This is a genomic window from Duganella sp. Leaf61 (assembly GCF_001421905.1).
In the GTDB taxonomy this organism is placed as follows: domain Bacteria; phylum Pseudomonadota; class Gammaproteobacteria; order Burkholderiales; family Burkholderiaceae_D; genus Rugamonas; species Rugamonas zoogloeoides.
In genome coordinates this window covers 112,513-128,114 of the sequence record NZ_LMLM01000023.1, presented here as the reverse complement: position 1 = coordinate 128,114, position 15,602 = coordinate 112,513, and the positions used below count along the sequence as shown (strand labels likewise).

The following is a 15,602-nucleotide window of genomic DNA, read 5'->3' as shown; positions in this document are numbered from 1 at the left end:
TTTTGGAGTAGCAAAATGAGCCAGCGTCAATACCACTCGGTCCTGTTTATCGATGCCCGCGTTGCCGACGCCGGGGTGTTCCTGACCTCTGCAAGCGCGGGGGTGCTGGTGGTGCAATTGGCGCCGGAAAGCGACGGCGTGCAGCAGATCGCTGCCGCGCTGGCCGGCCTGGAAGGGCTCGATAGCATCCAGATTGTCTCGCACGGCGCCAGCGGCCAGTTGCAGATCGGCGACACCGTGCTCGATGCCGCCAGCCTGGCAAACCATGCGGCCGCGCTGGCCGAGTGGGGCGGCGCGCTGCGCGCAGGCGGCGACCTGCTGTTGTACGGTTGCGACGTGGCCCAGGGCGACACCGGCGCCGCCTTCATCGACGCGCTGGCCAGCCTCACCGGCGCCGACGTGGCCGCCTCTACCGATGTGACCGGCAGCGACGTGCTGGGCGCCAACTGGGTGCTGGAAGCGGCAACCGGCAGCATCGAAGCGGCCAGCGCCGTCTCGGTGCAGGCGCAACAGGACTACGCCCACACGCTGGCGCTGGTCAACAACGGCAACCCCGGCACCCTGACCTTCAACACCAACAGCAACGTTACGCTGCTCAATGCCACCGGCCTGGCTGCCGGCACCGTGGTCAATGTCACCAACATCCTGAATACCGGCCTCGACTTGTATGCCCAGAGCGGCGGCCTCAACAACAGCAGCGTCACCGTCGTCAATGCCAATGGCGTGCTGGGGCTGACCGACGACCGCCTGACCATCAACGGCTCGCTGCTCTCGCCGGTCAGCTACGTGGACCTGCGCGCCAACAGCGGCGTGTTCGACCTGACCAGCATCAAGATCGGCAGCGGCAATGCGGTCGGCAATTTGCTCGGTAACGTGGTGTTTACCGTCTATGCGCTCGACGCCAACTTCCAGCCCACCGGCGGCGGCCAGTCGGTCACCGGCTTGATCATCAACGAAGACGGCTTGCTTAATCTGGGCGCGGCCGCCAATTTCAAGGGCATCTTTGGCGTACGCATCGTCAACCCGCTCGGCTTTGAAGTCAGTATTGACGATGTGACCGTAGCCAACGCCCGCGTGGCGCCGTCGATCACGTCGGCCGGGTACAACGCCAGCACCGGCGTGCTGACCGTGACTGCTGCCGGCATCAACGCCGGTGACAGCATCGATCCGTCCAAGCTCAGCCTGACCGGCCAGGGCGGCAGCTACACGCTGACGTCGCCGCTGGTGACGGCCGCCAGCGGCACGTCGTTTGCAATCACGCTCAACGCTGCCGACAAGCTGGCCCTCGGTGGCGTGCTCAACAACAACGGTGGCACCGCCGTCAGCGGCGTCGGCTTCAACCTGTCGGCCGGGCTGAACTGGGACGTCAGCCGCCCCAGCGGCCAGGATCCTACCGGCAACCCGGTCACCGTGAGCAACGTGGCGGCGCCCACCATCACCGGCGCCACCTACGACGCCACCACCCATGTGCTGACCGTTACCGGCAGCAACCTGGTCGGCACGCTGGGCGCGGCCAACGACATCACCGTCAGCAAGCTCTCGCTGCGCGGCGAAGGCGGCGTTGCCTATACCCTCAACACTACCGGCAACGTGGAAGTGACCAGCGCCACGTCGTTTTCGGTCACCCTGACCGGCGCCGACGTGGCGGCAATTGCCGCGCTGCTCAACCGCAACGGCACCGCGGCCAGCGGCGGCGCCACGTACCAGCTGACGGCCGGCGACGACTGGAACAGCGTGGTCACCGGCGGCGATATCGGTGTGACCGGGGTGGGCATCGCGGTGTCCAACGTTGCCAACAGCCCGCCGACGATCACCGGCGTTTCGATCGGCAATGTCAACGACAATGCCACCATCAACCCGTTCGCCAACGTCAATGTCGCCGACATCGACGGCGACAACGTCAGCCTGACCATCAACTACACCGCCGCCAACGGCGTGCTGTCGGGCGCGGGCCTGACCGGCAGCGCCGGCAACTACACGCTCAGTGCCACCTCGCCGGCAGCGCTCAGCGCGCAGCTCAAAGCCTTGACCTTCACCCCGACCGACAACCAGGCCGTGGTGGGCGCCACCGTCAACACCACGTTCTCGCTCACCGCCGTTGATGCCAACGGCTTGTCCAGTGCCGTCAACACCGGCACCGTGATCAGCGCGCTGTCGGTCAACGACGCCCCGGTCGTTGCCGGTACCGTAGGCGGCCAGGCGGTGGCTGCGGGCGGTACCGTACGGCCGTTTGCCAATGTCGTCATTGCCGATCCCGACACGGGCAGCTCGGTGATCCTCACCATCAGCGTCACCAACACCAATAGCAATCTCGGTACCTTTACCGCCGCGTCGGCCGCTGCGGCCGGCTTTGTTACCACCGATGGCGGCCTGACCTACACCCACACGTCGACCGCTCCCGGTGCCGCCCAGGCGGCGTTGCAGGCGCTGGTGTACCAGGCGGCGCCCGGCCAGGCCGGCACCGCCACGCTGGCCATCGGCGTCAACGACGGCCATGTCATCGTCAGCAACAGCGTTACCACGGTGCAGTCCAGCGTGCCCAGCGCCACCACCGCGCTGGCGGTGGCGTTTTCAAACGACAGCGGCATCAGCAATACCGACCTGGTCACCAATGTGGCCGCGCAAACCATCAGCGGCACCCTGTCCGCGGCCCTGCAAAGCGGCGAGCAGGTGCAAATCTCGCTCGACAACGGCGCCACCTGGGCCAATGCCACCGCCAGCGTGGGCAACACCGCCTTCACCCTGGCCGGCCAGACCCTGACCGGCGCCGGCGTGCTGCAAGTGCGGGTAACCAATCCCGGCGGCAGCAATACGCCATACAGCATCAACTACAAGCTCGACACCACCGCGCCCACCACCACCGGCGGCGCCGTGAGTTTCTCGTCGGACAGCGGCGCCAGCAGCACCGACCTGATCACCCGTACCGCCCAGCAGACCGTCAGCGGTACGCTCACCGCCGGCCTGGCCGCCGATGAACGCGTGGAAGTCTCGTTGAACAACGGCGTCAGCTGGACCACGGCCAGTTCCAGCGCCGGCAGCACCGCCTGGAGCCTGGCCGGCGTCACGCTCACCGGCAGCAACACCCTGCAGGTGCGGGTCGTCGATGCCGCCGGCAACGCAGGCGCTGCCCAGGGCACCGCCTATGTGCTTGACGTCACCGGCCCCACCGCCACCCTGAGCACCAGTGTCAGCGTGATGGGCGCGGGCCAGAGCAGCGCGATCACGGTGTCGTTCTCGGAAGCGCCGTACGGCCTGTCGCTGGCCAGCTTTGCCGGCGTCAATGGCACCGTGTCGAACCTGCAGGCCACGGCCGATCCGCGCGTGTTTACCGTGGACTACTCTCCCAACGGCGGCCTGGGCGGCGTGCTCGGTGGCGTGCAACTGGTGGCCGGCACCTATACCGATGTTGCTGGCAATGCCGGCGGGGCGGCGTCCGCGCTGGGGATTTCGATCACGCTGGGACCGACGGTGGTCATCACCAGCGACAAGGCCGCTCTGAACGCCAGCCAGACGGCCAACCTGACCTTTAGCTTCAGCGCCGTACCGTTCGGCTTTGACGCGACCGACATCGTCGCCACCGGCGGCACCATCAGCAACCTGGTCAACCAGGGCGGCGGCGTGTACACGGCGCTGTTTACCCCGGGCGCCAATATCACGGGCCCGGCCTCGGTCACCGTTACCGGCGGCAGCTATACCGATCTGCTCGGCCTGTCGGGCGGCAGCGGCATTTCTCCGGTGATCGCGGTCGATACCGTGGCGCCCACGCTGGCCATCACCAGCCCGGCCACGTCCCTCAAGCTGGGCGACACCACCACCGTGGTGTTTACCTTCAGCGAAGCGCCGCTCGGCTTCGTGGTGGGCGACGTGCAGGTCGCCAATGGCGTGCTCAGTAATTTTATGGTCACTGCCAATCCGCTGATCTACACGGCGCAACTGACGCCCAACAGCGGCGTGGCCTCGGGTGCGGTCACCTTGACGGTGAACTCGGGCACGTACGCCGACGCCGCCGGCAACGGCGGCACGGCTGCCGTGTCGGCGCCGATTGCCATCGACACCGTGGCGCCGGTCACCACCGGCGCCAGCGTCACCTTCTCGGCCGACAATGGCCCCAGCAGCACCGACCTGGTCACCAATGTCGCTGCGCAAACCGTCAGCGGTACGCTCAATGCCGCGCTGGTGTCCGGCGAAACCGTGCAGGTGTCGCTCGATAACGGCGCCACCTGGGTCAATGCCACCGGCACGGCCGGCAGCAACGGCTGGAGCCTGGCCGGCGTCAATCTGGCCGGCAGCAACACCTTGCAGGTGCGCGTGGCCGATGCGGCCGGCAACCTCGGTCCCGTCTCGAGCACCGCTTATGTGCTCGATACCACGGCGCCTGCCGTGGTGGTGACCAGCAATGCCGCCGCCTTGGGCGTGGGCCAGAGCGCGGTGCTCACGTTCACCTTCACCGAGGCGCCGTTCAACTTCACGACTGCCTCGCTGGCCGTGACCGGCGGCGTGGTCGGCAGCTTCACCTCCACTGCCAATCCGCTGGTGTACACGGCCGTGTTTACGCCAACGGCCGGCCAGTCCGGCGCCACCGCCAGCGTGGCGGTCAATGCCGGCGGCTACATCGACAACGCCGGCAATGCGGGCCAGGCGGGCGCCCCGGCGACCTTCGCCGTCAACACCAGCGTGCCCACGCTGACCATTACCAGCAACGACAGCGCCCTGGCGATCGGTGACACCGCGCAGATCACGTTTACCTTCAGCAGCGCACCGACCGGCTTTACGGCTGCCAGCATTGCCGCCGGCAATGGCACCTTGACCGGTTTCACCGCCACCGCCAATCCGCTGGTGTACACCGCCCAGTTCACGCCGACGGCCGGCCTGGCAGTAGCCACCGCTTCGGTGGTGGTGGCTGGCGGCGCTTACAGCGACGCGTTCGGCAACAGCGGCAGCGCCGCCGCCTCGCTGCCAATGGCCATCGATACTCTGGCGCCCACGCTCACCATTAGCAGCGGCAGCGCCGCGCTGGGTGTTGGCCAGACCACGCAGGTGACGTTTACCTTCAGCGAAGCGCCGGTCGGCTTCGACGCCACCACGATCACCGCCAGCGGCGGCACCTTGAGCGGCCTGGTCGCCACTGCCAACCCGCTGGTGTACACCGCGCTGTTCACGCCGACCGCCGGCATCCAGGGCGTCAACGCCAGCTTCGCGCTGGCGCCTGGCGCTGTCACCGATGCCGCCGGCAATGCCGTCGGTACCCCTGTGCAGCCAACCCTGGCCATCGATACCCAGGCGCCCCTCGCCGTGGCCAGCAGCGCGGTGTTCTCTGCCGATAACGGCATCAGCGCCACCGATCTGCTGGCCAATGTCGCTGCGCAAACCATCAGCGGCACGCTGGGCCAGATCCTGGGCACGGGCGAGACAGTGGAAGTCTCGCTCGACAACGGCGCCTCCTGGACTGCCGCCATCACCAGCGGCACGGCCTGGACCCTGGCCGGCCAGACGCTCGCTGGCAGCAATGTGCTGCAAGTGCGCGTGACTGATGCCGCCGGCAACCACGGCGCCGTCTATGCGCGCTCGTATGTGCTCGATACGGTCGCGCCTACCGCGACCATCGGCGCCAGCGCCACCGCGCTCAAGATCGGTGAAACCGCCACCATCACCATCAGCTTTACCGAAGCGCCGGTGGGCTTCACCAGTGCCAGCCTGGCTGTCACCGGCGGCACCCTCGGCACCTTGACCGCCACCAGTGACCCGCTGGTTTATACCGTGGTGTTCACGCCGACGGCCGGCGTCAACAACGGCAGCGGCACGGTGCAGGTGATCCCCGGCAGCTACACCGACAGCGCCGGCAATGCCGGCCTCGGTGCCGCGATCCCGACGATTGCCATCGACACCCTGGCGCCGACCACCATCGGTGGCGCCGTCAGCTTCTCGAGCGACACCGGCGCCGCTGGCGACCTGGTGACCAGCGTCGCCGCGCAAACGATCAGCGGTACCCTGAACGCCAACCTGGCCACCGGCGAAACGGTGGAAGTCTCGCTCGACAATGGCGTGACCTGGGTGGCAGCGACTGCCACTGCTGGCGCCAGCGGCTGGACCCTGGCCGGCCAGACCCTGTCGGCCGGCTTCGGCCAGCAGGTGCAGGTGCGCGTGTCCGACGCTGCCGGCAACCATGGCGTTGCGACCGGCTTCGGCTACACGTTGGACAATACCGCGCCGACGGTACAGGTCACCAGCAGCCTGACCGCGCTCAACAGCGCCGATACGCCGCTGATCACGTTTACCTTCAGCGAAGCGCCGGTAAGCTTCACCAACGCCAGCCTGGCCGTCAGCGGCGGGGTGCTCGGCACTGTGACCGCCACCGCCAATCCACTGGTGTACACGGCCGTGTTCACGCCCACCCCTGGCCAGGCGGCTGGCACGGCGACGGTTGCCGTTGTTACCGGCGGCTACACGGATGCTGCCGGTAACAACGGCGTGGGCGCCAGTACGCCCACCATCAACTACAACACGCAAGCGCCCGGCGTGGCGATCAGCAGCGATGTCACCACGCTCAACGGCAGCACTACGGCCACCATCACGTTCCGCTTCAGCACCGTGCCCACTGACTTCACCGATGGCGATGTAGTGGTCACGGGCGGGACCTTGAGCGCGATTACCGTCGACGCTGGCAATGCGCTGGTGTACACCGCCGTGTTTACGCCGGCGCCCGGGGAGGCGCTGGGTACGATTACCATCGCCGACGGTGCTTATACCGATGGCGCGACCAGCGGCCTGGGCGCCAGCCTGGCGCCGATCGTCATCGACAACGTGGTCCCCACCCTGGCCATTACCTCCGACACCGCGGTGCTCAAGGCCGGCGCCACCGCGCTGATCACGTTGACCTTCAGCGAGGCACCGGTCGGCTTTACGCTGGCCAGCCTGGGCGCCGCCGACGGTACGTTCAGCAACCTGGTGCAAACCGCCAACCCGCTGGTGTACACGGCGGTGCTGACGCCGTTTGCCAGCGTGGCGGCAGGCAGCGCCCAGATCACCGTGGCGCAGTTCACCGACCTGGCCGGTAATATCGGCACCGTCAATACCCCGCCCGCGATTACCATCGATACCGTCGTGCCGCTGACCACCGGCGCCAGCGTGACGTTCTCGGCCGACCACGGCGCCAGCGGCACCGACCTGGTGACCGATACCGCGCTGCAGGATATCTCCGGCACCCTGTCCGGCGCGCTGGGGGCAGACGAGTTGGTGGAAGTGTCGCTCGATAACGGCATCACCTGGCAGGGCGCGGTTGCCGCGCCGGGTGCCAACACCTGGCTGCTGGCCGGACAGACAATGAACGCCGGCAGCGGTGCAGTGCAGGTGCGCGTGAGCGATGCCGCCGGCAACCACGGCCCGGTGACCGCGTACGCCTATACCATCGACACCACGGCGCCCACGGTGGCCATTACCAGCGCTGCCACCAGCCTGCGCGACGGCCAGTCGGCGCTGATCACGTTCACCTTCAGCGAGGCGCCCACCGGCTTTGTCCAGGCCGACCTGATTCCGACCGGCGGCACCCTGAGCAACTTCACGGCCACCGCCAACCCGCTGGTGTACACCGTGCTGCTCACGCCAACGGCAGGCTCGACCGTTGGCGCCAGCGTCAGCCTGGCCAACGGCCTGTACACCGATGCTGCCGGCAACCTGGGCACGGGCGGCGCCCTGCCATCGATCACGGTCGATACCGTGGCACCAATGCTGACCATCGATACCAGCACCAGCAGCCTCAAGGCGGGCGAGACCGCCACCATCACGTTTACCTTTACCGAAGCGCCGGTGAGCTTCACGCTCGGTGATATCAGCGCCGCCAACGGCACGCTCACCAACTTCAACGCGAGCGCCGACCTGCTGGTGTACACCGCGACCTTCACGCCGCAGCCGGGGCTGGCAGGCGCCAATGTCTTCATCAGCGTGGCGCCCAATGTGGTGGTGGACGCCGCCGGCAATATCGGCACCGGCGCCAGCAGCGCGCCGATCGCCATCGACACGCTGGCCCCCACCGCCAGCGGCGCATCGGTCGCCTTCTCGGCCGACAACGGCGTCAGCAACACCGATTTGATCACCGACACCGCCGCCCAGATCATCAGCGGTACGCTCAACGGCGCGCTGGGCACCGGCGAACGGGTGGAAGTCTCGCTCGACAACGGCGCCAGCTGGCTCACTGCAGTGGCCACCTCCACCACCCAATGGGCGCTGGCGCTGCAGGTGCTGCCCGATAATGGCGGCGCCGGCGGCACGGTGCAGGTGCGCGTGGCCGATGTGGCCGGCAATGCCGGCCCGGTGTTCTCGGCCAACTACCTGCTGGACCTGGTGGCGCCTACCATGACGATTGTCAGCAGCACCACCGTGCTGCGTGACGGCGAGATAGCCACCTATACGTTGACCTTCAGCGAAGCACCGATCGGTTTCGATGTCACCGACCTGGTGGCCATCAACGGCACCCTGGCCAGCTTTACCGTCACCGCCGATCCGCGCGTGTACACGGTACAACTGACGCCGGATGCCGGCCTGGCCGGCGCCGGCGCTTACGTCAGCCTGGCGGTCGGGCAGTATACCGACGCTGCCGGCAATGTCGGCACCGGCTTCACGTCGGCGCCGATCGCGGTCGATAGCGCACCACCCGTACTGCAAATTACCAGCAACGCCGGCATCCTGGGGCTGGGCCAGCAGGCGGTGATCAATTTCAGCTTCAGCGAACTGCCGGTGGGCTTCGGTATCGGCGATATCGTGGTCACCGGCGGTACCATCAGCGGCTTCGCCCAGACCGCCAATCCGCTGGTGTACACGGTGATCCTCACGCCCGACCAGGGCGTGGCCAGCGGCACTGCCAGCATCACCGTGGCCGGTGGTTACAGCGACGCGGCCGGCAATCCGGGCGGGGTGGCGTCGATGACGCCGATCAGCTACAGCACGCTGGCGCCCACGACCATCGGCACCTCGGTGGCATTCTCGAGCGACACCGGCATCAGCGGCAGCGACCTGATTACCATCAATGCGCTGCAATCGATCGCCGGCACCCTGAGCGCCAACCTGGCGGCCGGTGAATCGGTCGAAGTCTCGCTCGACGGCGGCGCCAGCTGGATCGCCGCCGTGACGCCGGCCGGCGGCAACGCCTGGGCGCTACCGGCGCCGGTGCTGCTGGCCGGCGCAGGACAGGTGTACGTCCGCGTCAATGACGCTGCCGGCAACCATGGCCCGGTCTGGTCGTCGGAATACCTGATCGACACCACCGCGCCGAGCGTGGTCATCACCAGCGATCTGACCACGCTGTCGGCCGGCCAGAGCGCCAACCTCACCTTTACCTTCAGCGAAGCGCCGCAGTTCTTCACCGCCGCCAGCCTGACCGTGGAAGGCGGCACCATCAGCGGCCTGGCGGTCACCGCCAACCCGAACGTGTACAGCGCGGTGTTCACACCCGCTGCCGGGTACGAGGGTGCTGCCAACGTGTCACTGGCGCCGGGCAGCTTTATCGACACCGCCGGCAACGCCGGCCTCGGTGCCGCCATGCCGACCATGCTGGTCGATGCGGTGGCGCCAAGCCTGGTCATTACCAGCAGCAGCGCCCAGCTCAAGGCCGGCGACACGGCGGTGATCACCTTTACCTTCACCGAAGCGCCGGTGGGCTTCGGGGCCGATGATGTCAATGTGTCCAACGGCGTGCTGTCGGGCCTGACCGCCACCGCCAATCCGCTCGTATACACGGCGCTGTTTACCCCGAGCGCCGGCGTGTCCGGCGCCAGCGCCGCCATCGGCGTGGCGGCCGGCGGCTATTTCGACCTGGCCGGCAATGCCGGCGCCGCCGCCGCCGGCGTGCAGATCCCGGTCGATACGCTGGCGCCGGCAGCGTCCGTAATCGGCTTCCCGGACTTCTCGGCCGATACCGGCGTGAGCAATGCCGACCTGGTGACGTCGGTGGCAGAACAGACCGTCAGCGGCCGGCTGTCGCTGCCGCTGGCGGCCGGCGAGAGCGTGCAGGTCTCGTTCGACAACGGCGTCACCTGGCAGACCGCCACGGTGGCCACCAATGGCGCCGACACCACGTGGTCGCTGGCGCATACCCTGACCGGCAGCGGCGTGCTGCGGGTGCGGGTGGCCGACACCTTCGGCAACCTCAGCCCCGAAACCTTCAACAACTACACGCTCGACCAGAGCGCGCCCACCGTCACCATCACCAGCAACGTGGCGGTGGCCAACGGCGTCGATGGCGCGGTCATCACCTTCACGTTCTCGGAGCCGCCTGCCGGCTTCTCGGCCGCCAGCGTAGCGGTGACCGGTGGCGCGCTGGGGGCGGTTACCGCCACCGCCGATCCGCTGGTGTACACCGCCGTCTTCACGCCGCAGGCCGGCGTGGCGTCCGGCACCGCCAGCATTGCTGTTGCCGGCGGCTACACGGACACCGCCGGCAACAGCGGTGCGCCTGGCAGCCTGCCGTCGCTGCAGATCGATACCGTGGCGCCGGTTGCCACCGTGACCGGCGGCGTGCAGCTGTCGAACGATACCGGCACCCCGGGCGACCTGATCACCAATGATCCGCAGCAGACCTTGAGCGGCACGCTGTCGGCGCCGCTCGCTGCCGGCGATGTCGTGCAGGTATCGGTCGATGGCGGCCAGACCTTTACCGCCGCCACCGTCACCGGCACCGGCTGGACCCTGGTCGGCCAGACCCTGGCCGCCAGCGGCACCCTGGTGGTGCGCGTGGCCGATGCCGCCGGTAATTTCAGCGCCGCCGTCAGCACGCCGTACACGGTCGATACGGTGGCTCCAACCGTGGCCATTGCCAGCAGCAGCGCAGTGCTGTTGCCGGGCCAGAGCACCACGCTCACCTTTACCTTCAGCGAGGTGCCGCAAGGCTTGACGGCCGCCGCCCTGACGGTCACCGGCGGCACCGTGAGCGGCTTTGCCGTCACCGCCAACCCGGCCGTGTACACCGCCGTCTTCACGTCCGACCCGGGTTATACCGGCGCCGTGGGCGTCACCGTGGCCGCTGGCAGCTACAGCGACACGGCCGGCAACGCCGGCACCAGCGGCGAGTTGCCGGGACTGGTCGTCGATGGCATTGCGCCTACCCTGGCCATTACCAGCGACGTGACGGCGCTCAAGGCCGGCGACACCGCGCTGATCACCTTCACCTTCAGCGAGGCGCCACAGGGCTTTACCGCCGACGATATCGTGGTGGCCAACGGTGTGCTGTCCGGCTTGACGGCTACCGATAATCCGCTGGTGTACACCGCGCGGTTCACGCCGGACGCCGGCCTGGCCAGCGGCAATGCCGCCATCAGCGTGGCGGCTGCCGTGTATTCCGATCTGGCCGGCAATGGCGGCCTGGGCGCGGTCGGACCGCAGATCGCCATCGACACCCTGGCGCCGCTGACCGTCGCCATCGGCGTGCCCGGCTTCTCGGCCGACACCGGCGCCAGCAACACCGACCTGGTCACGTCGGTTGCCGCCCAGACCGTGCGCGGCAACCTGTCGGTGCCGCTGGAGGCCGGCGAGCGCGTGGAAGTGTCGTTCGACAATGGCGCCAACTGGCAAACCGCCACGGTGGACACCACCGGCGCCGCCTGGACCATCGACCACACGCTGGCTGGCAGCGGCGTGCTGCGGGTGCGCGTGTCCGACGCCTTCGGCAATACCGGTCTCGAAAGCGCCACCGACTACGTGCTCGACCAGAGTGCGCCGCAGGTCACGCTCAGCAGCGATGTTGCCGCCATCGGCGCCGCCGGCACGGCCGTCATCACGCTGACCTTCTCCGAAGCCCCGGCCGGCGTCACTGTCGCCGGGCTGAGCGCTACCGGCGGCACCATCGGCGCCCTGGTCGCCACTGCCGACCCCACCGTGTACACCGCCGTCTTCACGGCCGAAGCCGGCTATAACGGCGCGGTCGGCGTGGCGCTGGCCGCCGGCAGCTACACCGACGTAGCCGGCAACGCCGGCGTGGGCGGCGCGCTGACGGGGCTGGTGGTGGACACCATCGCACCGACCCTGGTCATCACCAGCAGCACCGACGCTGTCAACAGCGCCGGCACCGCGCTGATCACCTTCACCTTCAGCGAAGCGCCGCTGGGCTTCGACAGCGCTGCCATCGCGGTCACCAATGGCGCGCTGTCGGGCCTGACCGCCACCACCGACCCGCTGGTGTACACGGCGGTGTTTACGCCCAACGCCGGCGTGGCCAGCGGCACCGCCGCCATCACGGTGGCCGCTGCTGCCTACACCGACCTGGCCGGCAATGGCGGCATTGCCGCCACCGGCCCGCAAATCGCCATCGACACGCTGGCCCCGCTCGCAGTGGCCAGCGGCAGCCCGCGTTTCTCGGTCGATACCGGCATCAGCAGCACCGATCTGATCACGTCGGCAGCGCAGCAGACCGTCAGCGGCGACCTGTCGCTGCCGCTGGAAGCCGGCGAAGCGGTGCAGGTATCGTTCGACGACGGCGCCACCTGGCAAGTCGCCACGGTCAATGGCACTGGCTGGTCGCTCGACCACACGCTGACCGGTAACGGCGTGCTGCAGGTACGCGTGATCGACGCTGCCGGCAACACCAGCGCCGCCACCGTTAACGCCTACGTGCTGGCGCAGGCAGTGCCCACCGTCGTCATCACCAGCAACGTGCCGGTGGCCAACGGTGTCGAACCGGCCATCATCACCTTCACCTTCTCGGCCGCGCCGGTGGACTTCACTGTCGCCAACGTGGCGGTCACCAGTGGCACCCTGGGGCCGCTCACCGCCACCGCCGACCCGCTGGTGTACACGGCTACCTTCACGGCGCCGGCCGGCGTGCCGGCTGGCACCGCCACCATTGCCGTGTCGGGCTTTAACGATGCCGCCGGCAACAGCGGCACCAATGCCACGCTGCCATCGCTGCAAATCGATACCGTGCCGCCGGTGGCAGCGGCGACCGGCGCCATCGGCTTCTCCACCGACAGCGGCACGCCTGGCGACCTGGTCACCAACAATCCACGGCAATCGCTGAGCGGCACGCTGTCGGCGCCGCTGGCCGAGGGCGACGTGGTGCAAGTCTCGATCGACGATGGCCGCACCTGGGTCACGGCGATTGCCATCGGCCAGGCCTGGACCCTGGACGGCCTGACCCTGCCCGCGAACGTCAGCGGCACCCTGGTGGTGCGGGTGGCCGACGCTGCCGGCAACGTCAGCGCTGCCCAGAGCGTGCCTTACCTGGTGGACACGATCGCCCCGACTATCACCATCACCAGCAGCGCCGCCGCACTGGTCGAAGGGCAGGGCGCCACGCTGACCTTCACCCTCAGCGATGCTGGCGTACTCAACGTGTCCAACATCATCGTCACCGGCGGTACGCTGACCAACTTCACCGGCAGCGGCACCACCTACACCGCCACGCTCACCCCGACCGGCACGGCGCCGGTGTCGATCGGTGTGCCGGGCCAGCTGCTGACCGATGCCGCCGGCAATACCAACAGCGCCACCGTGCCGCTGGTGCTGCCGGTCAATAGCGGCCAGGTGGCCACGGTCGATGGTGTCGATATACGCACCCAGACCGGCGTCGATGATCGCACCGGCCTGATCTCGCGCACCGTGACGGTGCCGGTGGTCAGCACCGTCCGCAACGAAGATACCGGCACGCCGCACGCCACGCTGGCCGACATCCCGCTCGGCATTGCCGCCAATGCCGATGGCGTGGGCAGCACCCTGACCGTCAGCGTGCCGGTGGGCGTGGGCTTCGAGTCCACCGGTCCGTCGGTCTTGCTGGCCGGCGCCCTGGCTGCAACCGACCTGATCGGCCGCATCGACGACCATACGGTGGCAAGCAGCACCCGTATCGCGATGGAAGACCAGGCGCGCCTGTTCCTGGCCAGCCAGGATGCCAATGAACTGCAACAGAACGGCACCCTGCGCATTTCGGGCAACAGCACCATCGACAACACCTGGCTGCTGATTGCCGGCGACACCTCGGTGCAGGCCGGCACCCTGACCACCGCGCAGGGACCACGCGCCGGCGCCCTGGCCGCTGCCGTGATCGATCCCGATACCGAGATCGCGCTGGTGATCGATGCGCGCGGCCTGTCCGGCGTGGGCCTGCAGATCGACAATCTCGACTTCGGCGCCATCGTCGGCGCGGCGCGCGTGCAGGGCGGGCAGGGCAGCAACTTCCTGATCGGCGACGACGCCGCCCAGCACATCACCCTCACCGTGGGCTTCGACAACGACACGCTGTACGGCAACGGCGGCGACGACATCCTCGGCACCGCCGGCGGCAACGACTACCTCGACGGCGGCGACGATGACGATATCCTGTTCGCTGGCGCCGGCAACGACGTCCTGGTGGCGGGCGCCGGCAACGATGTGTTGCAGGGTGGCCGCACCGACAGCGGCCAGTGGCGCTTCACGCTCAAGGCCGATGGTACGGTGCTGGGCACGCACGAATCGACCCTGCTTGGCGTCACGCAAACCATCGCCACGTCCGAGCTCAATATGAGCATCCAGCAGCTGGGCTTTGTGGCCGCCGACGCCGTGCGCCTGGAAACGCTGTCGCTGCTGTACCACGCGGCGTTCGACCGCGCGCCCGACCTGATCGGTCTGACATACTGGACCAACCAGGCCATGACGGCCCAGCAGTACGCTGGCGCCTTCCTGGGCCAGGTCGAGGCGCGCGATGGCGTGATGAAGCTCGGTAACGCCGACTTCGTCTCGGCCCTGCTGCGCAATACGCTCGACCGCGAACCGACCGCCGCCGAAATGTCCGGCTTCGTGGCGCGGCTCGATGCGGCGCCCGGCGACGTTGGCGTGCGCGCTGCCGTGCTGACCGATATCGCCAACAGCGACGCCCACAAGGCCCTGTGGTGGACCGCCGACGGCATGGACCTCGGTGGCCGCACGCTGGACCAGGAGCAGGGCTGGCTGGCTGGTTCCGGCGATGACCGGCTGGTGGCCGGCAGCGGGTCCAACCTGCTGGTCGGCGGCGACGGCACCGACACCGCCGTGTTTACCGGCGCGGCTGCCGGCTACCAGGTGGTGCTGGCCAACCATACCGTCTATGGCGACAACGGCGCCGACGTGATGGTGGGCCAGGGCGTCGGCAGCATGAACACCGTGCGCCAGATCGAGCTCGGCGAATTCGACGGCAAGGTGTTCGACCTGTCCTTCACCCAGGCCGCCACGTCCACGCTGCGCGAGATCGGCATGTTGTACCAGCTCACGCTTGATCGCGCTGGCGACCTCGAGGGCTTCCAGTACTGGCTGGCGCAGAACACGACCGGCGCCACGCTGGCCCATGGCTTCACGCAGTCGGCCGAGTTCCAGCGCTTGTACGGCACGCTCGATGACGCCGCGTTCGTGACCCAGCTGTACCGCAACATCACCGACGCGGCGCCCGATACGGCCACGCTGGCGCGCTGGGACACTTACCTGGACAACCACAGCCGAGACGAAATGGTGGCGCAACTGGTGGTCGATGCGACCCTGGTTGGCATCCAGAGCGGCGCCAACGGACTGGCCCTGGTCGGTTACTGGTAACTTGATATTCTGAATGAAGAGGCAGGACCTTTGCTGGAGGAGACAGATACGTGAAGCAGGTAAAAGGTGGTGAAAATCGCCGG

General features: G+C 68.1%; 1 protein-coding gene. It reads left to right on the top strand.

Features of this window, described 5'->3' with window-relative positions:
• Nucleotides 1–15: 15 nt before the first annotated feature.
• Nucleotides 16–15,519, top strand: coding sequence for an Ig-like domain-containing protein (locus tag ASF04_RS13600; RefSeq protein WP_056142505.1), 15,504 nt, complete (start codon nucleotides 16–18; stop codon nucleotides 15,517–15,519).
• Nucleotides 15,520–15,602: the final 83 nt, after the last annotated feature.

Excerpts from the sequence above, each read along its gene's own strand:
- ASF04_RS13600 (WP_056142505.1), top strand. The coding sequence starts at position 16 with ATGAGCCAGCGTCAATACCACTCGGTCCTGTTTATCGATGCCCGCGTT.